Origin of the sequence: Pseudomonas sp. CCI4.2, assembly GCF_034350045.1 — a bacterium.
GTDB lineage: Bacteria > Pseudomonadota > Gammaproteobacteria > Pseudomonadales > Pseudomonadaceae > Aquipseudomonas.
On record NZ_CP133781.1, the window covers coordinates 3860828 to 3882156 of the forward strand.

Annotated in this window: 19 protein-coding genes; 13 read left to right on the top strand and 6 right to left on the bottom strand. The window is 58.9% G+C overall.

What is annotated here, in order from left to right; translation table 11 throughout:
* Positions 1-104 precede the first annotated feature (104 nt).
* The 5 genes from RHM65_RS17585 to RHM65_RS17605 all read left to right on the top strand — a co-directional run bounded on the left by RHM65_RS17585 (position 105) and on the right by RHM65_RS17605 (position 5487).
* Positions 105-1115, top strand: coding sequence for an AraC family transcriptional regulator (locus tag RHM65_RS17585; RefSeq protein WP_322164667.1), 1011 nt, complete (start codon positions 105-107; stop codon positions 1113-1115).
* Positions 1116-1489: 374 nt separating this feature from the next.
* Complete coding sequence (locus RHM65_RS17590) at positions 1490-2257, top strand: SDR family NAD(P)-dependent oxidoreductase (RefSeq protein WP_322164663.1); 768 nt, start codon at positions 1490-1492, stop codon at positions 2255-2257.
* Positions 2258-2282: 25 nt separating this feature from the next.
* Positions 2283-3473, top strand: a complete 1191-nt coding sequence (locus RHM65_RS17595; RefSeq protein WP_322164661.1) for an acetyl-CoA C-acyltransferase — start codon at positions 2283-2285, stop codon at positions 3471-3473.
* A 22-nt stretch (positions 3474-3495) separates the two neighbouring features.
* Positions 3496-4623 (top strand): acyl-CoA dehydrogenase, encoded by a 1128-nt coding sequence (locus RHM65_RS17600; protein ID WP_322164660.1) that lies wholly within the window; start codon positions 3496-3498, stop codon positions 4621-4623.
* 90 nt (positions 4624-4713) lie between these two features.
* A complete protein-coding gene (locus RHM65_RS17605; RefSeq protein ID WP_322164659.1) occupies positions 4714-5487 on the top strand; it encodes an enoyl-CoA hydratase in 774 nt (257 codons plus the stop codon).
* Here RHM65_RS17605 and tssI read toward each other — a convergent pair whose 3' ends face one another.
* Positions 5488-7275 (bottom strand): type VI secretion system tip protein TssI/VgrG, encoded by a 1788-nt coding sequence (tssI, locus tag RHM65_RS17610; RefSeq protein WP_322164658.1) that lies wholly within the window; start codon positions 7273-7275, stop codon positions 5488-5490.
* Positions 7276-7569: 294 nt separating this feature from the next.
* On the opposite strand from tssI, the gene RHM65_RS17615 reads away from it, so the two are divergent.
* Positions 7570-8274: a YebC/PmpR family DNA-binding transcriptional regulator gene (locus RHM65_RS17615; protein WP_322164657.1), complete on the top strand. Its 705-nt coding sequence runs from the start codon at positions 7570-7572 to the stop codon at positions 8272-8274.
* Positions 8275-8397: 123 nt separating this feature from the next.
* Here RHM65_RS17615 and RHM65_RS17620 read toward each other — a convergent pair whose 3' ends face one another.
* Positions 8398-9711, bottom strand: coding sequence for a leucine-rich repeat-containing protein kinase family protein (locus RHM65_RS17620; protein WP_322164656.1), 1314 nt, complete (start codon positions 9709-9711; stop codon positions 8398-8400).
* Positions 9711-10265 carry a TetR/AcrR family transcriptional regulator gene (locus tag RHM65_RS17625; RefSeq protein WP_322164655.1) on the bottom strand — a complete coding sequence of 185 codons (555 nt, stop codon included), beginning with the start codon at positions 10263-10265 and terminating at the stop codon, positions 9711-9713. The genes RHM65_RS17620 and RHM65_RS17625 overlap by 1 nt, the downstream gene beginning before the upstream one ends.
* A gap of 106 nt (positions 10266-10371) precedes the next feature.
* Here RHM65_RS17625 and RHM65_RS17630 point away from each other — a divergent pair, with 106 nt between their 5' ends.
* From RHM65_RS17630 to RHM65_RS17660, 7 genes are all read left to right on the top strand, one after another.
* On the top strand, positions 10372-11586 hold the full coding sequence (locus RHM65_RS17630; protein WP_322164654.1) for an MFS transporter: 1215 nt from the start codon (positions 10372-10374) through the stop codon (positions 11584-11586).
* A 119-nt stretch (positions 11587-11705) separates the two neighbouring features.
* Positions 11706-13592 carry a propionyl-CoA synthetase gene (locus RHM65_RS17635; RefSeq protein WP_322170972.1) on the top strand — a complete coding sequence of 629 codons (1887 nt, stop codon included), beginning with the start codon at positions 11706-11708 and terminating at the stop codon, positions 13590-13592.
* 113 nt (positions 13593-13705) lie between these two features.
* Positions 13706-14149: a hotdog fold thioesterase gene (locus RHM65_RS17640; RefSeq protein WP_322164653.1), complete on the top strand. Its 444-nt coding sequence runs from the start codon at positions 13706-13708 to the stop codon at positions 14147-14149.
* A 114-nt stretch (positions 14150-14263) separates the two neighbouring features.
* Positions 14264-15073, top strand: a complete 810-nt coding sequence (locus RHM65_RS17645) for an alpha/beta hydrolase (protein ID WP_322164651.1) — start codon at positions 14264-14266, stop codon at positions 15071-15073.
* Complete coding sequence (locus RHM65_RS17650; RefSeq protein ID WP_322164649.1) at positions 15070-15924, top strand: alpha/beta hydrolase; 855 nt, start codon at positions 15070-15072, stop codon at positions 15922-15924. The genes RHM65_RS17645 and RHM65_RS17650 overlap by 4 nt, the downstream gene beginning before the upstream one ends.
* A 127-nt stretch (positions 15925-16051) precedes the next feature.
* Entirely contained in the window at positions 16052-16870 is an 819-nt protein-coding gene (locus tag RHM65_RS17655) for a DUF4892 domain-containing protein (RefSeq protein ID WP_322164647.1), read from the top strand.
* A gap of 86 nt (positions 16871-16956) precedes the next feature.
* Positions 16957-18018, top strand: coding sequence for an AI-2E family transporter (locus RHM65_RS17660; protein ID WP_322164646.1), 1062 nt, complete (start codon positions 16957-16959; stop codon positions 18016-18018).
* A gap of 60 nt (positions 18019-18078) precedes the next feature.
* Here the strand turns inward: RHM65_RS17660 and xopAW are convergent, their stop codons facing one another.
* The 3 genes from xopAW to RHM65_RS17675 form a co-directional block, all read right to left on the bottom strand.
* Positions 18079-19053 carry a XopAW family type III secretion system calcium-binding effector gene (gene xopAW / locus RHM65_RS17665; RefSeq protein WP_322164645.1) on the bottom strand — a complete coding sequence of 325 codons (975 nt, stop codon included), beginning with the start codon at positions 19051-19053 and terminating at the stop codon, positions 18079-18081.
* A gap of 307 nt (positions 19054-19360) precedes the next feature.
* A complete protein-coding gene (locus RHM65_RS17670) occupies positions 19361-20443 on the bottom strand; it encodes a HAMP domain-containing sensor histidine kinase (RefSeq protein ID WP_322164644.1) in 1083 nt (360 codons plus the stop codon).
* Positions 20440-21192 (bottom strand): response regulator, encoded by a 753-nt coding sequence (locus RHM65_RS17675; RefSeq protein ID WP_322164642.1) that lies wholly within the window; start codon positions 21190-21192, stop codon positions 20440-20442. The genes RHM65_RS17670 and RHM65_RS17675 overlap by 4 nt, the downstream gene beginning before the upstream one ends.
* Between the last annotated feature and the right edge of the window lie 137 nt (positions 21193-21329).

Sequence of the window (21329 nt, forward strand, 5' to 3'; positions counted from 1 at the left end):
ATAGGTTCGCTTCCAACGCAGGGACTGGCTTTTTACTATTTGCGCCCTAAGATGACCAGCGACGCCTAAACACACATATATGGCCAGCAGGGCAGCCCTCATTCATGTCGGAAAAAGACACCATCTCCATGCAACTGGTGCGCGAGGCGTTGTTGCAGTGTTGCACACCCGGCGCGGCCACCGATGAGGTGTTGAACAAGGTGGGTATTGCGCCGGAATCCTTTGCGCAGCCGGATGCGCGGGTAACGGCCAGCGCTTACGCACGGTTGTGGCGTTTGCTCGCGCGCCGTCTGGACGATGAGTTTTTCGGCATGGACCCCCGGCGGCTAAAGTCGGGCAGCCTGGCGTTTCTTTGCCGCTCGTCCATGGCCCAGTTGACCGTGTCGGCAGGGCTTGAGTCGGGCTTGAGTTTTTTGTCGCTGATGCTGGAGGGCTTTCAGGCGAGCCTGTTCCGACAGCAGACCTTGGCTGAAATCGTTCTAGAAGAGCGCGACCAACCCCCGCAACGGGCGTTCACCTACTTCGCCTATTGGATGATTGTTCACGGGGTGGCGTGTTGGCTCGCGGGGCGACGGATTCCGATTCTGGCCATCGAGTTGCGCTGCGCTAAGCCCGACTTTTACGAAGACTACGCGGTGATGTTTTCCGACAACCTGCGTTTCGACCGACCGCGTACTCGAATGATCTTCGCGGCAGACTGCCTCGACCTGCCGATCAAGCGCAGCGCCGAGGAGTTGACTCAATTCCTGGCCCGGGCGCCGGGCAATATTCTGGTGAAGTACCGCGACCCGGAAAGCGTCGCCCAGCGGATCAAAAACGAACTGCGCACGCAGCCCGCGGAATACTGGCCGGAGACCGAGACCTTGGCCCAGGCCTGGCACATGTCAGCGTCAACCCTGCGCCGGCGCTTGGCGGAAGAAGGCCAGACCTACCAAGCCATCAAAGACAGCGTGCGCAAGGAATTGGCGATTGTCTGGCTGGCCGATCCTGACGTCAGCTTCGCTGACATCGCCGCGAGATTGGGGTTTGCCGACACCAGTTCGTTCTATAAAGCCTTCCGCAAATGGTCCGGCTCCAATCCCGGGCATTACCGGAGCTTGATCGTGGGGGTTTGAGGCTGCATGCGTCAGGACCGGCGCTTTCCCGAATGAATTCGGTCCCACAGATACTGGCGATGCACAGACCCTAATCCCTGTGGGTGGCTTGCCAACGAAAGCGTCATTGCAAGCGCAGCAGGTTCAGATCGTCATCGGCGGCGCGATGACGGGCCTCTTCGCAGTCGAGCCTGCTCTCACCGGTTCGGGCGATGCACAAATCTGTAGAGCCAACTGTGGCGAGAGGCCCGTAAGCCTGAACCACCGCCTCGCCAACACGCTGGCTTCTGCAGACCATTGGCCAAACCAGTCAGCCAACTTGAGCGCTTTGACCATTGCCCGCGCTTGCCCGTACGTCGACTATTTCGCTATTCCAAAAAAGCGAAGGCACGTTCATGCAGATCGAAGGCAAGGTTTTTCTAGTGAGTGGCGGCGCTTCAGGCTTGGGGGCGGCCACCGCGCAGATGCTGGTGGCCGCGGGCGCCAAGGTCATGCTGGTGGATATAAACGAAGCCGCAGTCGCCGCTCAGGCGCAAAACTTGGGTGCGCAAGCGCGCTATGCGGTAGCCGATGTCAGCCAGGAATCGGCGGCGCAGGCTGCCGTTGAGGCCGCCGTGACCGCATTCGGTGGGCTCCATGGCTTGGTGAATTGCGCCGGCGTGGTGGGTGCCGAAAAAATCCTCGGTAAAACCGGTCCGCACGCATTGGACAGCTTCAGCCGGGTGATCACTATCAACCTGATCGGCAGCTTTAACCTGCTGCGATTAGCCGCAGCCGCCATCGCCGAAACGGAGGCCGATGAGGGGGGCGAACGAGGCGTGATCATTAATACCGCGTCTGTGGCGGCCTACGATGGCCAAATCGGCCAAGCCGCTTATGCAGCCTCCAAAGGCGCTATCGTCAGCATGACCTTGCCCGCAGCGCGTGAGCTGGCGCGGTTTGGTATTCGGGTGATGACCATCGCCCCCGGCATTTTTGAAACACCGATGATGGCCGGCATGACCGAGCAGGTGCGTGAATCGCTAGCGGCCGGAGTGCCGTTCCCGCCACGCCTAGGCAAGCCGCAAGAATACGCGGCGCTGGTCAGGCATATCATCGAAAACAGCATGCTCAATGGCGAGGTCATCCGCCTCGACGGCGCCTTGCGTATGGCCGCCAAGTAACTGACCCATAACCAGGAGTCCATAAATGTCTATTCAAGATCCCATTGTCATCGTTAGCGCAGCCCGTACACCCATGGGCGGGTTCCAAGGGGCGCTGGCCAGCCTGACCGCGCCGCAACTGGGCGCAGCGGCAATTCATGCGGCCGTCGAGCGTGCAGGCATTGCGCCACAGGATGTCGACGAAGTGTTATTCGGTTGCGTGCTGTCGGCTGGTTTAGGTCAAGCGCCCGCTCGGCAAGCAGCATTGGGTGCGGGTTTGAGCCATTCGACGGTCTGCACCACGCTCAACAAAATGTGTGGGTCGGGCATGCAGGCCACCATTTTGGCCCATGACTCGTTGTTGGCTGGCAGCGCCAAGGTGGTGGTGTCAGGTGGTATGGAAAGCATGTCCAACGCGCCGTATCTGCTTGATCGGGCCCGCAGCGGCTATCGGATGGGCCATGGCCGTGTGCTTGACCATATGTTTTTCGACGGTCTGGAAGATGCCTACGACAAGGGCCGCTTGATGGGTACCTACGCCGAAGACTGCGCTGAGCGCAATGGTCTCAGCCGCGAAGCGCAAGATGCGTTTGCCGTGGAGTCCCTGGTGCGTGCGCAACAGGCCATCAGCAACGGAAGTTTCGCCGCTGAAATTGTTCCGGTGCAGGTCACCGTTGGTAAGGAGCAGCGGTTGATCAGCGATGACGAACAGCCGCCCAAGGCCCGCCTGGAGAAAATTCCGACCCTGAAACCGGCGTTTCGCGACGGTGGGACGGTGACCGCTGCCAATTCCAGCTCCATTTCCGATGGTGCCGCCGCATTGGTGTTGATGCGCCGCTCCGAAGCCGAACACCGTGGGCTGCAGCCTCTGGCAATGATTCACGGCCACGCGGCTTTTGCCGATGAGCCGGGTTTGTTTCCGACCGCGCCCATCGGTGCGATCAAAAAATTGATGAACAAAGTTGAATGGTCGCTGGCAGACGTGGACCTGTTTGAGGTCAACGAAGCGTTCGCCGTGGTGGCATTGGTCGCGATGAACACCCTGGAAATTCCTCACGGCAAACTGAATATTCATGGCGGCGCCTGTGCGTTGGGCCACCCGATTGGCGCTTCAGGGGCGCGGATTTTGGTCACGCTGATCTCGGCACTGCGCCAAAAGGGTCTTAAACGCGGCGTAGCCGCTGTGTGTATTGGCGGCGGCGAAGCCACAGCGGTCGCGGTTGAATGCCTGTACTGAAGCGTTAAACAAGGAAACGGTCATGCTCCCCACTGAAGAACAGCAACAGATTAGCGATGCAGCCCGGCAGTTCGCTCAAGAGCGGCTCCGGCCCTTCTCTGCGCAGTGGGACCGCGATCATGCCTTTCCGCGCCAAGCCATCAGTGAAATGGCCGAGCTCGGATTCTTTGGCATGTTGGTCCCTGAGCAATGGGGCGGCTGCGACACCGGTTACCTGGCTTACGCCATGGCCCTGGAAGAGATCGCCGCGGGCGATGGCGCCTGTTCGACCATTATGAGCGTGCACAACTCAGTGGGCTGTGTGCCAATTCTCAGGTTCGGTACCGAAAAACAGAAGCAGCGGTTTCTGACGCCGTTGGCCAGTGGCGAGATGCTCGGGGCTTTCGCCTTGACCGAGGCCCAGGCGGGTTCCGACGCCAGCAACCTGCGCACGCGGGCGCGGCTGGAAGGTGATCATTACGTACTGAACGGCAGCAAGCAGTTCATCACGTCCGGGAAAAATGCCGGCGTGGTGATCGTCTTCGCCGTAACCGACCCCAGCGCCGGTAAGCGTGGAATCACCGCGTTTATCGTGCCGACCGACTCTGCGGGTTACACCGTCGCCAAGGTGGAAGAGAAGCTGGGCCAGCACGCCTCCGACACCTGCGAGATTCTGTTTGAAAACGTCAAAGTGCCGATTGATCAGCGCCTGGGTGCCGAGGGTGAAGGCTACAAAATTGCCTTGGCCAACCTCGAAGGAGGGCGCGTCGGTATAGCGGCTCAATCCATCGGCATGGCCCGTGCTGCATTTGAAGTAGCGCGTGATTACGCCAAGGAGCGGACCGCCTTTGGCAAGTCGCTGATTGAACATCAGGCTGTAGCCTTTCGCCTGGCGGACATGGCCACCTCGATAGCGGTTGCCCGGCAAATGGTGCACTACGCGGCGGCGCTGCGTGACAGTGGAAAGCCGGCGTTGGTAGAAGCGTCTATGGCCAAACTGTTTGCGTCAGAGATGGCCGAGAAAGTCTGTTCCAATGCTTTACAGACCTTGGGTGGCTACGGTTATTTGAATGATTTTCCCTTGGCGCGTATATACCGCGATGTGCGGGTCTGCCAGATTTATGAAGGCACCAGCGATATTCAACGAATAGTGATTTCAAGAAGTCTTTAATGATGTTTATCAGTCACTTGTAATCTTTAGTTAACGTTGAATGTATGACCTGATCAGATTTTTTATGAATTTTATAATGGATAAAAATCAATGAGTTATGAAACGATTCTGATGGAAATTCGAGGTCGTGTAGGCTTGATTACGTTAAACCGCCCACACGCCTTGAATGCCCTGAACGCCCAGTTGGTCAGTGAATTGAACCAGGCGCTTGACGTGCTGGACGCTAACCGCGACATCGGTTGTATCGTCCTGACCGGTTCCAAAAAAGCGTTCGCCGCCGGGGCCGACATCAAGGAGATGTCCGAGCTGACATATCCGCAAATCTACCTCGATGATTTGTTTTCCGACAGCGATCGCGTCGCCAGCCGACGCAAACCGATGATCGCCGCTGTGTCGGGTTTTGCCTTGGGCGGGGGCTGTGAACTGGCGCTGATGTGCGATTTTATCCTCGCCGCAGATAACGCCAAATTCGGCCAGCCGGAAATCAAGTTGGGTGTCTTGCCTGGCATGGGCGGCACCCAGCGCCTGACCCGCGCGGTGGGCAAAGCCAAGGCCATGGAAATGTGCTTGAGCGGGCGCCTGATTGACGCCACTGAGGCTGAGCGTTCCGGGCTGGTGTCGCGGGTGGTGCCTGTGGATGAACTGCTGGAAGAGGCGTTAAAAGTCGCCACTGAAATCGCTGCGAAATCCCTGCCCGTAGCGATGATGGTCAAGGAAAGCGTTAACCGTGCCTTTGAAGTGAGCCTCTCCGAAGGCGTCCGTTTTGAACGCCGGGTGTTCCATGCGGCCTTCGCGACGGACGATCAAAAAGAAGGCATGACTGCGTTCATCGAAAAACGCGAGCCGCTCTTCAAAGGACATTGATTATTCGGGGTCGGGTTGAGACCGGCCCGCCCAGTGCAGCAGCGCACTGAAGTCAGGCCGGGTGGGCGAGACATCGAGTGGGCCTGATTGCCGTAGCGTCCCATATGGACTGGGTTCTTCCTCGCAGACGTTGCGATTCACCCGTTTCGGATTAGACAGTCGAATACAGTCGGCATACAACTCGATGCGGGTTTGCGCACTGGCCAGGGTTAGAGGTAACTGCGCATCAACGCGTAACGCCTGGCTGGCGCTTAAATGGATGTGTTGCGCCATGCGGTTCAATATTTGACCATCAATGCTTATCGGTGGCCGCTGCAGCGCTGTCGCGTCGTTTTTAACCGTGCTGAAAATGACCGGTCGATCCGGGTCACTGTCGAAATGTTTCAGCATCACCTCAGTGCCTGCCAGCAAGGCCGCCGGTCTCTGGACGGTGGGTGTTGCGAGGGCCAATGGCAACCACACAGACGCATCGTGATTTGCCTGAGTTTGTGGCCAGCATAAGGTGGCCCGAACACGGCCTTGCTCGTCACGTGTTACCGGATCGCCGTCTGCGCCCATCAATATGGCGGTGTGATCTCCGTCAATTCTTGGCCTATGAGGGGTGAGTGGCGGGCGATAGGCCATGACCCACGGGATAGCCCGAAAGTGGTTTCGATAGCCGCGAGTAAAGGCTGCAATCCCTTGACCATCCATGAAGTCAGACTCGAGGTCCAAGGTCCGTGGCCACTGATCATGGTCAAAAGACGCCTGTTCAATGATCCCGACACTGTCTAGCGGGTCGAGCCCTTTCAACACCTGGGGCTGTTTGCCCGCGTGGTGAAGCTCAGTGAGCAACCAATGGTCGTTGAACGCGCCGTCGGGATGAGCGGCCACCCACAGTATTCGGCCGCTGCCCAGCATGGGTTGATCACTAAGACCGTGCACGTGTCGCCGCTCGCAGCGCATGCGCTCTAACGTGCGTTCGCTCAACTGGCGGCGCCTGGTCTGCGTCGCATCCAGATGTTCGTTGCGGCGAGAGACATCGCGAGACTGATTGGCTGCCAGGTCGTGCCGAGGAATCAGAACGCTGTCCTGCGTAGCGGTTCGCGGCGAGTCCTGGGCAAAAGCCCCGTGGCGGTTAGGGCGAGCGCTAAACGCATGGGTCTCGGCCATATGGCTGATGGTGGGGCCCTTTGCACCGCTGTCGCCGCCTTTTCGGTAGCGGGTGGGTGCCGGTAACTCGGGGAAGCTGGCCGGATCGTCGCCAAAAACAATCACGTGCCGGTCGGGGCGATGCTCAAAACGGTAATAAATACCTTCTTCTGCGCAGAGCCGCTGCAGCAGATGAAGATCATTTTCGTCGTACTGGGCACAGCTTGCCCGTGGTGGATACAGCCCCACTGGCATTTCGAAACGACTGTGGTCAACGCCAATACCGTGCTCCTCGAGAAGCTGCGCAATGATTTGGGGGACGCTCAAACAGTGAAACAGCCGCCGATGATAGCGCTGCTGCAACGCTTGCACGCATGGTTCAAGGGTCACACGAAAATGGCTGAGGGTTGCGCCAACGTACAGCGGGAGGATGCTGCCAATCAGGCCATGAATACCCGTGTTCACGTCACCAAAACAAAGAAAGGCGGCTCGCGATTTCAGCAGTCTGACGTCCATATGCGGGGTTTGACTGATCAGATCAATTTCAAACCGGTACGGTCGGTTTAGTGCTTCATAGCCTCTGAATTGGGTGATGTGCAATTCCAGCGGGGTGTTGGCGACGGTCAAGGTGACCCATGTTTCCTCGTCTTGGCTCAACGGCTCGTTCCTTACTTCTAAAAAACCTCGGCAGAGGGTACGGAATGCCGATGCAGAACGTCAGAGCTGCGCGATTATTCGGAAAAGGACTACAAGTCAAAGGTAAGTATCCCCGTTGCTAAAGCGGATTTTGATTGCAGATAGGATCCGTTTTGCCATCGGCGGCCAACGGGGGGTTTCATCTCACGTCATCGCGTATAAAATGACCGCCAATTTCAGCGTTTTGCCACCGTTTCGTCAGCTGCCTGCTGACCGCTACGGCGGCAGTTATCAGCCACCGATCAAGAGAAGAACATGGGCGCACAGTGGAAGGTCAAGCATAAAGAAGCGGCATCGAACGCCAAGGGTCGAATCTTTGGCAAGCTGTCCAAGGAAATCATGATTGCCGCGCGCAATGGTGCAGATCCAGACACGAATTCTCACTTGCGGTTGGTCATCGAACAAGCGAAGAAAGCCTCGATGCCCAAGGAAACACTGGAGCGCGCCATCAAGAAAGGGGCGGGTCTGTTAGGCGAAAGCGTGCACTTTGAGCGCCTGACCTATGAAGGCTTTGCGCCACACCGTGTTCCGGTGATCATCGAGTGCCTGACAGACAACATTAATCGCACGGTGTCAGAAATTCGCGTGTTGTTTCGCAAGGGTCAACTCGGCGCTGCAGGTTCGGTGTCGTGGGACTTTAACCATCTTGGGATGATCGAAGCCGTGCCCGCTACGCCCGATGCCGACGCTGAGTTGGCGGCTATCGAAGCCGGTGCTCAGGATTTCGAACCGGGTGAAGAGGGCGCTACGCTGTTCTTGACCGAGTTGACCGACTTGGACGCAGTGTGCAAAGCGCTGCCGGAGTTTGGTTTTACCGTGCAATCGGCGCAGCTGGGCTATCGGCCTAAAAGCACGGTTGATGGCTTAAGTGATGAGGAAATGGCTGATGTTGAGGCGTTTCTGGAAGCGATTGATGGGCATGACGATGTGCAGAATGTCTATGTGGGGTTGGCAGGGTAAGCTGCTCAGCCTGATTGATGATTCCAGGCAACGCATAAAAAGAGACTGTGGAGACGCTGCCCCAGCGTCTTCGACAGCCGCGCTTTCGTTGGGCAATTACACCGATCTACAGAGGTCGCGCGTTCAAAACGTCTGCAACACTCGATTTACTTCAACAAAGGATGGCCGTGCCGACACGTCCGGTTGAATGCACTGACGCTGCAGCGTTAGCAATCCCGCCTCCTGCGCCCCGCAACGCTCCAGCAGTTCGCCGAGCAAGATCCCGAATGCCCGAACTTCGATCCGCTCAAGCAGCGCCGGTTGGTCTGTGTGTTCAGTGGGATGGAAAGACGCCGCACCGAAGTCGCCCAGCAGGCATTCTCCGTCCTGGTTCCACAAGATGTTGTGGGCATACAGGTCGCCATGGCTCAGGTGGCAGGCGTGCAAGTGCTCGGCGACCGAGGCTATGCCGCGTGCCAGGCGTAACGCGGTTTCTAAAGAGAACACAGTGTTGGCAGGGTAGATATCCCGAGTACACGACTCAAGGCTTGGCGGTCCGGCGAGGTTGCCGAAGTGCGGGGCAATGAGTTGCATGACCAAACCGACCTGGTCGTGCGGGTGGTCGGCGATTTGCCCTTCGACGGTGATCAGGTTCGGATGCGCCCCTGCCGCTATGCAGGCGGCCATCTCGTTCAGCGGCGAGCCGTCGCTTGTGATGCTGCCTTTATAGAGTTTGATCGCCACCGAGGTCTCGATTTGTTCCGGTGCTTGCCACAGCGCCTGCTGGATAACCCCGGAAGCGCCTTCGCCCAATTGATGCTGCACGTCCAGGTGCGACCAGACAACTTGCCGAATTGGCGTCTCGGCGTGATGGGTGGGCAGCGGATTACCCGCGTAGGCCAGCCATGCCAGGGCGGGCAGTTTCAACAGCCAGTCGGGGAGTGAGGTCAGATGATTGGCGGAAATGCGCACCAGTTCGAGTTGCGTACAGCGAGCAAGGGACGCTGGTAATGAACGCAGCTGGTTGCCGGCCAACATTAGTTTTTGCAAGCGGGCGCAGTCGCCCAATGCCTCGGGCAAGCTTTTCACGCCATTGTCGGTAAGGATCAACCAGCGCAGCAGCGGCGGCAGTGCCTCGGCCGGAACGTGCTGAATCCGATTGGCCTTGAACCCGACAATTTGCAACTGACTGCATTGGCCAATACACGCCGGCAGCTCGGTGAATTGATTCTGCGAACAGAACAAGACCCGTAGTTTTTTCAAGCGATAGAGGTCGGCTGGCAGGCTGCTGAGTGCATTACCGGTCAGGTTAAGCGTTTCAAGCGAGTCAGCAAGGTCGAAGATTTCCGCTGGAAACTCAACCAGTGCGCAGGACAAATCGAGGCGTTTGATGCCGTCGAGTTGGCCTGCGCGGAGTCGTTCGAGGGTGTGGGGTCGTTTATCGGCACCCATCATCATCAGCGGTGCCGGACCAGGCAGATATCAATTAACTGAAACATTCGTTCCAGGCTCGGCGCGGCTTCAGCGTAAAGAATCCGGTAGATCATCGGCGCGACAATGGCATCCACCAGTTCTTCGGCAGGCGGCGAGGCCTCGCCCCGCGCGATGGCGCGATCGACAATGATTTGCAGTTGATCGCGAACGATAGACGCACATTTGCTTGAGCAACTGGTGGCGCTTCCCACGACGTCGCGCATCATTTCCCGGCCGGCGAGGGAATTCATGTCATCCAGGTATTGCTCGGTCCAGCTTTGCAGGTCATCGCGTAGGTTGCCGCAATTGACCGGCACGTCCGGGCGCAAACGTTCTACTGCCGCATCCGCCAACAAACTCGTCAGGTCGCCCCAGCGCCGGTAGATGGTGGACGGTGTGACGCCAGCCCGTGCAGCGATCATCGGCACGCTGAGGATCGAGCGCTCATGCTCAAGCAACAGGTCGCGGATGGCCGCGTGGATTGATTCCTGAATACGGGCACTGCGGCCGCCCGTGCGAATACCTTCTTTAATAGCCATGCGGCAGACCTTAACACAAAGAATTTGCTTTAAGCGAAATCGCGTTGCACACTCGCAAAAGCTAAATATAGGCTTTAGCGGTTTGCTTTGTTTGGAGAGTGTACCCATGTCCCACCCTTTGCAGAACCCGTCTATGACGGTTCGCGGTCGTAACAGTGTAGGGTTTCTGGCCATTACCACACTGTGCTTTTTCGCCGCATCCAGTACGCCGACCCCGCTTTATCACCTGTATCAGCAAAGCTGGGGCTTCTCGGCTGCGATGCTGACGTTGATCTTTGCTGCGTACGCGTTGAGCTTGTTGGTGGCACTGCTGGTCGTGGGGTCATTGTCGGATTACCTCGGCAGGCGTCCGGTGATCTTTGCCGCACTGTTGCTGCAGATCCTGTCGATGGCGTTGTTCATCGGTGCCACGGACGTGACCTGGTTGCTCTGGGCGCGGTTGCTCCAGGGTTTCGCCACGGGAATGGCCGCCAGCGCACTGGGCGCAGCGTTGCTCGACTGTGATCAGGTCCAAGGCCCGCTGGTCAATAGCGTGGCGCCATTATTGGGCATGGCGGGCGGCGCGCTGGGAACCAGCGTGTTGGTGGCTTACGCACCGATGCCGCTGACACTGGCGTTTATCGTGCTATTGATCGCCTTTGCGCTGCAAGCAGCGTACCTGTGGCGTTTGCCGGAAACGGTCAGCCCGCAACCCGGTGTGTGGGCCTCGCTAAAACCGACGCTGAGCGTACCGCCGCAAGCGCGGCGCACGCTCTGGCTGATTCTGCCGGTGGACATTGCGGCATGGGCGCTGGGTGGGTTCTACCTGTCGTTGACGCCCTCGCTGTTGGCCGCAGCAACCGGTTCAACCTCGGTCATGAATGGCGGGTTGGCCGTGGCTGCGCTTACCTTGAGTGGGGTGCTGGCGATTCTTAACCTGCGCAAGCGCGCGCCGGTTCTGGCCTTGTTCGTCGGCGCGACCTGCTTGGGCATTGGCGTCGCGGTGATTTTGCTGGCGGTCAACAGCGGCTGGCTGTGGTTGTTTTTTGTTGGCACGGTGATCGCGGGTTGTGGCTTCGGCTCGGGGTTTCTGGGCGCCATGCGGCTGCTAATGCCACTGGCTCATGCCCATGAACGGGGAGGGTTGATGTCGACGTTCTACGTGCTCAGTTACTTGGCATTTTGTGTGCCTGCGTTGGTGGCAGGCTTGTCTTCGCACAGCTTCGGCCTGATCAACACTGCCAACGTCTACGGGCTGGTGGTCATCGTTCTCGCGGTCTTGGCGTTGTTCGGGCTGTTGCTTCAACGGTTGGCCAACACTCGCAGGCTGCAACGCGGCTGATACGATCGACAAAAGTCGTAGCGGAATTTCGCTGCGCATCTGCTACGTTCATCGGTGTAAGGCCTTTCTCGCAAGCCCAGACAAGAACAATCACAGGGATACCGATGAGCCAGCAACCGATGAACTACGTCCAGAGTCACGCGCAATCGATCGCCGACCCCGAGGCTTTTTGGGCCGAACAGGCGCGGCACGTGGCCTGGTATCGCGCGCCCCTCAATACCCTTGAAACCTTGGCCGACGGCACGCACCGTTGGTTCGGCGATGGCCTGCTCAACAGCAGCTACCTGGCGCTGGATCACCACATCGAGCAAGGGCGCGGCGATCAGGCAGCGTTGATCTACGACTCGCCGGTCAGCTACAGCAAAGTCCGTTACAGCTACACCGAACTGCGTGACGAAGTGGCGCGGTTGGCCGGACTGTTGCGCCAGTTGGGCGTGGAAAAAGGCGACGGCGTGATTATTTACATGCCGATGATTCCCGAAGCGGTGATGGCCATGCTGGCTTGTGCTCGGTTGGGCGCGGTTCACTCGGTGGTCTTCGGCGGTTTTGCGGCCAACGAACTGGCGCTGCGGATCGACGATGCCAAACCCACGTTATTGCTGACCGCCTCCTGCGGCCTCGAGTTTGACCGGGTGATTGAATACAAACCCCTGGTCGATAAAGCGCTGGAGCTGGCCCGTCATCAGCCGCGTCAGGTGCTGGTTTTGCAGCGCCCCCAAGTTCTGGCGCCGTTGCAGGCAGGGCGCGACTTGGACTGGAACGTTGCGTTAGCCGGTGTTGCACCGGTTGATCCGGTGCCCGTCGCGAGCAGCGACCCGCTGTACATCATGTACACCTCAGGCACTACCGGCAGGCCCAAAGGCATCGTTCGCGAAAACGGTGGCAACGCCGTGGCGCTGATCTTCACCATGGCCTCGATTTATGGCATGCAAGCCGGCGATGTCTGGTGGGGGATTTCCGATGTGGGCTGGGTCGTTGGCCATTCGCTGATTGTTTACGGGCCGTTGATGGCCGGTTGCACGACGGTGCTGTACGAAGGCAAACCGATCCGTACGCCGGATGCAGGAAGCTATTGGCGGATGATCGAGGAGTACCGGATTAATGCCTTGTTCTGCGCCCCGACCGCCATGCGGGCGATTCGCAAGGCGGACCCCGACGGCGAACTGATCAAACACCGCGACCTGAGCTCGATTCGTCATCTGTTTCTGGCCGGGGAAAAACTCGATTCCAGCACCCACGAGTGGTTGGAACAACTGACTGGCAAGCCCGTCCTCGATCATTGGTGGCAGACCGAAACCGGTTGGCCGGTGACTGCGCCATGCGTGGGTCTGGAAGGTCACCGTCCCGGCCCTGGCTCAAGCAACCGCGCGGTGCCGGGTTACGACGTTCGGGTGATGGATGAGCACGGGCAACTGGTCGGGCCTGGCGAGCAGGGGTCGGTGGTGATTGCCTTGCCGTTGCCACCCGGTTGCAGCCAAACCTTGTGGAACGACCATTCGCGCTACCTTGAGGCCTATTTACAGAGCTTCCCCGGTTATTTTCATACCGGCGACGGCGGCTATGTCGATGACGAAGGGTTCGTCTACATCATGGGCCGCACCGACGACGTGATTAATGTCGCGGGTCACCGCTTGTCCACCGGCGAGATGGAAGACCTGGTGGGCCAACACCCGGCCGTCGCCGAGTGCGCAGTGATTGGCGTACATGACGAGATCAAAGGCCAAGTGCCGTTAGGGATGATCGTGCTTAAAGACGGCATCGAAGAAAGCAATGCGCAACTGCAGAGCGAAATGGTTGCTTTGGTGCGTGAGAAAATCGGCGCGTTAGCCTGTTTGCAGCGGATAGTGGTGGTCAAGCGACTGCCCAAAACTCGCTCCGGCAAAATACTGCGCGCCGTGTTGCGCAAAATAGCCGACGGGGAAGTGTTTACGCCGCCTTCTACCATTGATGATCCGGCGATCTTGGTGGAGATCAGCACCGCGCTGGGCATAACCCCGAAAATCTGACGTGATCACATCATTTTTTACCGAATGAAACGGGCGTTCGAAAACGCTACTATGCGGCGACCGACTCCAATTTAAGCGCTCGCCAACCGGGCGCCATAACCCAGGGATTTAACATGAGCCTTTGGCTTACGACCCCCAATATCGAACAACTCAATGGGTTGCAGAAGAACACCATCGGTGAGCTGCTGGACATACGTTTCGAAAGTTTCGATGACAACTCCCTTACCGCGAGCATGGTGGTCGACCACCGTACCCATCAACCTTATGGGCTGTTGCACGGGGGGGCTTCGGTGGTGCTGGCAGAAAGCGTGGGTTCGATGGCCAGCTACCTGTGCATCGATCCAAGCAAGTTTTTTTGCGTCGGTCTGGAAATCAACGCCAACCATCTGCGCGGTTTGCGCAGCGGTCGAGTGACGGCAGTCGCCCACCCAATCCACATTGGCCGCACGACACACGTGTGGGACATTCGCTTGACCAGCGACGAAGGCAAGGCCAGCTGTATCTCGCGCCTGACCATGGCGGTCGTGCCCATAGGCGAGCAACCGCCGGTTCGTTGATCCTGTGAAGGCAATCCTGTCCTAAGTGTCACTTCAAGTGGCGGTTACAGTCATTGCCCGGCGCTGGGCGGGTGCGCACAATCGCCACTGGGTTTTCGTTATGGACGTGCTCGTATGTCGCAACAGGTGTTTTTCGCTCACGCCAACGGCTTTCCGTCGGCCACCTACGGCAAGTTGTTTGCTGCCTTGGCGCCGGATTTCGTCGTTTCACATTTGCAGCAGCACGCCCATGATCCGCGATTTCCGGTGGATGACAACTGGCTGAATTTAGTCGATGAGCTGATTTATCACCTGCGTCTACAGCCCGAGCCGGTCTGGGGCGTGGGGCACTCGTTGGGCGGCGTGCTGCATTTTCATGCAGCGCTGCGCTGTCCGGAGCTGTATCGCGGGGTGGTGATGCTTGACTCACCGGTACTCACATTGGCCGATCAACTGATGATCCGCGCGGCCAAGCGCTTTGGCTTTATTGATCGCATTACCCCGGCGGGCCGCACCTTGGGACGTCGGGAAGCGTTTGCTGACATGGACGCCGCCCGCCACTACTTTTCCGGCAAAACCCTGTTTCGGCGTTTTGATCCAGAATGCTTCGATGCCTACTTGCTGCACGGTTTGCGGCAAGACGGAGAGCACTTGCGCTTGAGCTTCGACCCGGCCACGGAAATCAGCATCTACCGCAGCGTTCCGCACACCAGCCCCGGTCGCGCTCAACAGTTGCAAGTACCGCTGGCCGTGGTTCGCGGCAAGCACAGCCGAGTGGTCATGCGTCATCACGCCCGTTCGGTAAAACACCTGCCGCTGGGTGAGTCGTTATCTATGCCCGGAGGTCACATGTTTCCCCTGGAACGTCCGCAAGAAACCGCCGACCTGCTCAAGCAGGTATTTGCTCGCTGGAACATGGCGCTCACCGAGAGAATCAGCGCATGAGTATGCCGGTCGAAGAAGTTCGCCTGAGGTTGCCGCACATCGAATTGGCCGCCCACCTGTTCGGGCCGGAAGACGGTCAACCGGTGATCGCCCTGCACGGTTGGCTGGACAACGCCAACAGCTTCGCGCGCCTGGCGCCACAACTTAAAGGGCTACGGATTGTCGCCTTGGACCTGGCCGGACACGGGCACTCGGACCATCGCCCAGTGGGTTCCGGTTATACCTTGTGGGACTACGCCCATGACGTGTTGCAGGTGGCTGAACAACTGGGCTGGCAGCGCTTTTCTTTGCTGGGGCATTCGTTGGGCGCGATTATTTCAGTGGTGCTGGCCGGTGCGCTGCCCGAGCGGGTTACGCGTCTGGCCTTGATCGACGGCGTGATTCCGCCCACTGGCGAAGCGGATAGTACCGCAGAGCGGATGGGCATGGCATTGCAGGCGAAGTTGAACCTGTCTGCCAAACACAAGCCGGTCTACCCTGACCTGAACAGTGCAGTGGAAGCCCGGATGAAAGGCGTGGTGGCCGTGAGCCGTGAAGCGGCTGAATTGCTCGCCCAACGTGGCTTGATGCCGGTAGCCGGTGGTTATACCTGGCGCAGTGACAGCCGCTTGACCCTGGCGTCACCCATGCGCTTGACCCGAGATCAGGCGATGGCCTTCGTTAAACGCGTCAGTTGTCCGACGCAGTTGGTGGTGGCCGGGCAGGGCATGCTGGCGCAACATCCGGAGTTATTGTCGCAACTGCCTTTTGAAGTCACGACCCTGGAGGGCGGTCATCACCTGCACCTGAATGACGAAGAGGGCGCACGCTCTGTTGCAGACTGTTTCAATCGCTTTTACGCCGTTCCTTGACTTGCGGCGGGCAACTGCCGAGGCTGGGCTCCTTGAAACAGGAGATGACCTTGATGGACCACCGTCCCGCCGTAACCTGCAACCCCAACCAGCCCGCCCTCACCTTGGCGACCCGATGAAAGCACGTATGCGTTTACTGAGTGTTCTCAGCGTGTCGATCAGCAGTTCGTTGCTAAGTACCCTGCTCTTTGCCGCCGATGTTCCCGGCAGCCATGACCTGGATGTGGTGCCACGGGTGTTGGACGCCGAAATTGTCGACTACCGCCCGCCGGTGGACCTGGAGCGAATTTACCCGTTAGGTTCTATCCGCAAAATCAGTGGCCAGTTGCGCTTTGACGGCCAAGTCAGCGCCAAAGGCAGCGCCACTTCTGTGACCTACGAGCTGCCCACCGAACACACCTCGGATGAGGCTTTTACCATCGCTCGGGAAGCGCTGCAAAAGCAGGGCGCCGAGCTGTTGTTCTGGTGCCAGGCTCGGGACTGTGGTGAAAGCAGCTTGTGGGCCAACGAAGTGTTCGGTAACTCCAAACTGTACGGCGCCGATGACCAGCAGGCCTATTTGCTGCTTCGTCTGGCGGCCCCGAAGAACGACACATTGGTGGCGTTGTATGGCATTACCCGTGGCAATCGTCGAGCCTATTTGCACGTCGAACAGTTTGATTCCGCCGCACCGCTGGGTGATCTACTGCCCACCTCGGCGACCTTGCTGCGTCAGTTGAAAAGCACCGGGAAACTGGAGTTTCCGAAGCTGACTGGCGACCCGCAGGACACCTGGACGACCTTGATTTCCCGTGCGCTCAATCTGGACAGCACGGTGCGGGTCACGGTATCCGGGGCGAATGCCGAAGCTTGGCGTCAGGCGTTGATCACCAAAAGCGTGCGCGCGGCACGTCTTGAAACCGGCAGTGCTGACAAGCCGGGCCTGGTTGTCGAGCTTATTCGCTGAAATCCTTGTTCTCATCGGGCGAACACTGGCGCTGTCGGTGTTCGCCGTTATGCTTACAACCTCCGTTTTCTTTTTCGGGATAACCCATGCTCAATAATGATCGCCTGCTGGTGCAGATTCTGCTCCTGGCGCTACTGGGTGCGTGTCTCTGGGTCATGGCGCCGTTTTGGTCGGCGCTGTTTTGGGGCGCGGTGTTGGCGTTCGCCAGTTGGCCGATGATGCGCGTGCTGACGCGCTGGCTTCACGGGCGCGAGTCGCTGGCGGCCGGCGTGTTGACCCTGATCTGGATGTTGCTGGTGGCAGCGCCTTTGGTCTGGCTAGGGTTTAACCTGGCAGACCACGTGCGGGATGCGACCCTGTTCATCAAGGACGTTCAGGTCGATGGCCTGCCCGAGCCGCCCGTGTGGTTGGCCGGGGTGCCGATTGTTGGGGAGCGGTTGGTGGGTTACTGGAACACCATTGACGAGCAGGGCGCTGCGGCGATGATCGCGATCAAGCCTTACTTGGGCCAGGTCGGGAACTGGTTGTTGGCGCGCAGTGCGCAGATTGGAGGCGGGATTCTCGAAACTACCTTGAGCCTGGTATTCGTGTTTTTCTTCTACCGCGACGGCCCAAGGTTGGCGGCGTTTGTCCTCAGCCTGTTGGAGCGTTTGATTGGCGACCGAGCCCATTATTATCTGGACTTGGTGGCCGGTACGGTTCAGCGAGTGGTGAATGGGGTCATCGGTACAGCGGCGGCCCAAGCGGTGTTGGCGTTTATCGGGTTTTTGATTGCCGGCGTTCCGGGCGCAATGGCGCTGGGGATTGGCACCTTCTTGCTCAGTCTGGTGCCGATGGGCCCACCGCTGCTCTGGGTTCCCGCCACGGCGTGGCTGGCCTGGACAGGCCAATACGGCATGGCGATCTTTCTCGGCATTTGGGGCACGTTCATCATCAGTGGCGTCGACAACGTGCTTAAGCCTTACCTGATCAGTCGGGGCGGCAATTTGCCGTTGGTGATTGTGTTACTGGGGGTATTTGGCGGCTTGCTGGCGTTCGGGTTTATTGGCTTGTTCATCGGTCCGACGTTATTGGCGGTGGCCTACAGCCTGTTGATCGACTGGACCGCTTCAAAAAACCAACGTCCTGACACTCCAACCGTCCTCTGATCCGCTGGGTGGGGTGTTAGCTAAACCGCCGCGAAACCTGGGTGTCGCGGGGTTTTTGTATCAGGCTGCGACGTTCAGGTTATTGCCGACGGGTTTGCCGCCGTTGGTGGTGTAACGCTGAGTCAGCTCAGCAATCATCTTGCTTAGCGCCAAGGCTGCGGCGTGTTTGGCTTCGGTGGTGTTTTGCCCCGTGAGGTTGGTGTCCGTGCTGGTACTTGCAACGGTGGTGGCGCTTGTACTTGAGCTTGTACTAGCGCCCGTACTTGCACTGCTAGCGTTGGCACTCAAGGTGCTCGTCAGCGCCGACGTCAATTCTTCAAGGCTGATGCTGCCGCTGCTGTCGCTGTCGAGACTGCTCAATAGCGAGCTGGAGTCGTTGGCGCTGGTAGTTGAGTGCGTGCTGCTGGTGCTATTGCTCGCGGATGCGCTGTCCAGTGCGCTGCTCAACTCGCTGGCGCTGATGCTGCCATCGTTGTTGGCGTCGAGCTGACTAAACAATTGAGCGGCGGAGTCCTGTGCAGGCGGCGGAGGCGGTGGTCCAGAGGACGCCTGCAATGCGCTGCTCAGCTCATCAAGACTGACGGTGCCGTCTTTATTGGTGTCCAGTGCGGCGAACAGTTTCGAGCTGTCAGCTGTACTGTCGGTACTGCTCAAGGCTGTTTTCAGTTCGTCACTGCTGATGGAGCCGCTGCCGTTGGTGTCCAGATAGCTCAGCAGCTTATCGGCGACGTCGGTGGACGGTTGCGCCGGCGGCTGAGGTGGCACCATGGCGGACAACTCGGTCGCGTCGAGGCTGCCGTCGTCATTGCTGTCGAGGCTGGTGAAGGCCTTGCTCAGGCTCACCAAGACACGGTTTTTGCTGTCCGACGTCTCGGCTGAACTCAGTTCGTCCTTGCTGATGCTACCGTCGCCATTGGTGTCCAGTTTTGCCAGCAACTCAGCCTGGAACTTTTTACTGGCCGCGCTGGCAGTTGCCGTCGCGCTTGAGCTGGTGTAACTCGAATAACTATTGCTGCTACTGACGCCACTGATCATCGGACTGACTCCCCACAGATTGATTTGGCCGGTAACGGTGCTCCGGCTTATACAGACTCTGGGGATGAAGTGTCCGCGGTATGTGAGGCGTGTACCGGAGCCGATACCTGGAATCAAACGCGCCGGCAAACCGCTGTAGGAGCCACTTGTTGGCGAGGCAGTGTGCCTGATTCACCGCACCAACCTTCGCCAACAAGTTGGCTACAGAGAATGAATTGGTCCCACAGATTCAGGTAGTGCACACATTCTGAGCTGACGATGGGCCTCTTCGCAGTCTTCGGCAGCCCCTACAGTTGTCCAGAGCTTGCTACGACAACGGGCGAGGCAGATTGAGGACCACTGTCAGTCCGCCGCCAACGGTTTGCTCCAGTTGCAGGTCGCCGCCCATGCGCCGTGCGGCTTCGCGGGCGATGGTCATGCCCATGCCGACACCCCCGGAGTTGCGGTTACGGGAACCCTCAACGCGGAAAAACGGCTCGAACACCGATTCATGTTGACTGGGGTCGATGCCGGGCCCCCGGTCGATAATTCGAACCTGGACCTGATGCGGGTGGTCGTGAATGTCGATGTGCGCATGACCGGCGTAGCGCAAGGCGTTATCAATCAAATTGTTCAAACAGGACCGCAACGCCATCGGTTGCGTCATGAGCGGCGTGCAGTGGCCATGGCACTGCACATCGTCACCCTGATCCTGAGCGTTTTCAGTGAGGGACTCGGCCAGCGCTTGCAGATCAAACAGTTGCGGCGTTTCCCGGGTGCGCTGTTCGTGCAGGTAGGTCAGGGTGGCGTCGAGCATGTTGATCATGTCGTCCAGGTCCTGGGACATTTGCCCGTGCAGCTTGGGTTCTTCGATGTGTTCGACCCGCAGCTTCAAGCGCGACAGCGGCGTGCGCATGTCATGAGACATGGCCGCAAGCATGCGCCCGCGTTGCTGAACCTGCTCGCGGATACGCTGCTGCATCAGGTTGAAAGTCTGGGCGGCTTTGCGCGCCTCGTAGGGCCCCGTGATTTCCAGCGGCGGGCTGTCGAGGTTCTCGCTCAAACGCTCGGCGGCTTCGCTCATGCGCCGAATCGGTCGGCTTAGCGCCTTGGCGCCATACCAGGCAGCCGCGACCAAGGTGATCAGTTGAAAGACTAAAGGCACAATCGGCCCACCGAACAGGGGTGGTGGGCCTGGCGGGTGCTGCATCCGTGGCGGTCTTGAGTGCTCGAAGTCGGGGCCGACATCGGGGCCGGGCGGGCCGTATTCTGCAGCAAACGGCGGATGAGGTGGCGCAGGCGGCGGGCCGTAGTGCATGAACCACATGAAGGCCAACAGGTGCGCCAGCAAGATTGCCAGCAATGCACCGCCGAAAAGCCGGGCAAACAGGGTGTCAGCTGAACGGATCAACCGATATCCCTGGCGTCGAACAGATAGCCTTCGCCCCGTACGGTTTTGATCAGTTGCGGCGCTTTTGGGTCGTCACCGAGTTTCTGTCGCAGGCGAGACACCAGCAGATCAATGCTTCGATCGAACGCATCAATCGTCCGGCCACGGGCAGCATCCAACAATTGTTCGCGGGAAAGTACTCGGCGTGGACGTTCGAGGAATACGCTCAATAAACGGAATTCAGCGTTGGACAGCGGCACCACTAAGCCATCGGGTGCGGTCAGTTGGCGCATGACGCTGTTCAAACGCCAGGCATCGAAACGAACGACGGTGCGCTGCTCGCTGCGGTCATCACGCACCCGGCGTAACACGGTCTGGATACGGGCCACTAGCTCCCGGGGTTCGAACGGCTTGGCCATGTAGTCATCGGCCCCCAGTTCCAGTCCAATGATGCGGTCGGTGGGTTCGCAACGGGCGGTCAGCATCAAAATCGGAATGTCTGACGTGCTTCGCAACCAGCGACACAGCGACAGGCCGTCTTCCCCCGGCAGCATCAAGTCGAGCACCACCACGTCGAAGGTTTCTTCGGTCAATGCCTGGCGCATCGCCACGCCGTCGGTCACGCCGCGGCTTTGAATATTGAAGCGCGCCAGGTAATCGCACAGCAGCTCGCGAATCGGCACATCGTCGTCGACGATCAGCGCACGGATGTTCCAGCGACGTTCTTCGGCCAGGGCGTTGTCGGGTGTGGGGGTAGGGCTTAATTGCATGGTGCGAGTGCCGTCTAAAGGTTGAAGAACAACGCTGCCCGCAGGCTACTCGCCTACAGACGGCGCGCAAGGCTGTTCTGTCAGCGTGTCGGGGGATTGTCGTGAATGTACCGGGGCGGATACAAAAGGCCGAGAGC

What these genes read in the sequence shown, in the direction of transcription:
- RHM65_RS17605 (WP_322164659.1), top strand. Translation starts at nt 4,714, where the DNA reads ATGAGTTATGAAACGATTCTGATGGAAATTCGAGGTCGTGTAGGCTTG.
- RHM65_RS17645 (WP_322164651.1), top strand. Translation starts at nt 14,264, where the DNA reads ATGTCGCAACAGGTGTTTTTCGCTCACGCCAACGGCTTTCCGTCGGCC.
- RHM65_RS17630 (WP_322164654.1), top strand. Translation starts at nt 10,372, where the DNA reads ATGTCCCACCCTTTGCAGAACCCGTCTATGACGGTTCGCGGTCGTAAC.
- RHM65_RS17590 (WP_322164663.1), top strand. Translation starts at nt 1,490, where the DNA reads ATGCAGATCGAAGGCAAGGTTTTTCTAGTGAGTGGCGGCGCTTCAGGC.
- RHM65_RS17595 (WP_322164661.1), top strand. Translation starts at nt 2,283, where the DNA reads ATGTCTATTCAAGATCCCATTGTCATCGTTAGCGCAGCCCGTACACCC.
- RHM65_RS17660 (WP_322164646.1), top strand. Translation starts at nt 16,957, where the DNA reads ATGCTCAATAATGATCGCCTGCTGGTGCAGATTCTGCTCCTGGCGCTA.
- RHM65_RS17585 (WP_322164667.1), top strand. Translation starts at nt 105, where the DNA reads ATGTCGGAAAAAGACACCATCTCCATGCAACTGGTGCGCGAGGCGTTG.
- RHM65_RS17650 (WP_322164649.1), top strand. Translation starts at nt 15,070, where the DNA reads ATGAGTATGCCGGTCGAAGAAGTTCGCCTGAGGTTGCCGCACATCGAA.
- RHM65_RS17675 (WP_322164642.1), bottom strand. Translation starts at nt 21,192, where the DNA reads ATGCAATTAAGCCCTACCCCCACACCCGACAACGCCCTGGCCGAAGAA.
- RHM65_RS17600 (WP_322164660.1), top strand. Translation starts at nt 3,496, where the DNA reads ATGCTCCCCACTGAAGAACAGCAACAGATTAGCGATGCAGCCCGGCAG.
- RHM65_RS17620 (WP_322164656.1), bottom strand. Translation starts at nt 9,711, where the DNA reads ATGATGATGGGTGCCGATAAACGACCCCACACCCTCGAACGACTCCGC.
- RHM65_RS17635 (WP_322170972.1), top strand. Translation starts at nt 11,706, where the DNA reads ATGAACTACGTCCAGAGTCACGCGCAATCGATCGCCGACCCCGAGGCT.
- RHM65_RS17640 (WP_322164653.1), top strand. Translation starts at nt 13,706, where the DNA reads ATGAGCCTTTGGCTTACGACCCCCAATATCGAACAACTCAATGGGTTG.
- xopAW (WP_322164645.1), bottom strand. Translation starts at nt 19,053, where the DNA reads ATGATCAGTGGCGTCAGTAGCAGCAATAGTTATTCGAGTTACACCAGC.
- RHM65_RS17625 (WP_322164655.1), bottom strand. Translation starts at nt 10,265, where the DNA reads ATGGCTATTAAAGAAGGTATTCGCACGGGCGGCCGCAGTGCCCGTATT.
- RHM65_RS17615 (WP_322164657.1), top strand. Translation starts at nt 7,570, where the DNA reads ATGGGCGCACAGTGGAAGGTCAAGCATAAAGAAGCGGCATCGAACGCC.
- RHM65_RS17655 (WP_322164647.1), top strand. Translation starts at nt 16,052, where the DNA reads ATGCGTTTACTGAGTGTTCTCAGCGTGTCGATCAGCAGTTCGTTGCTA.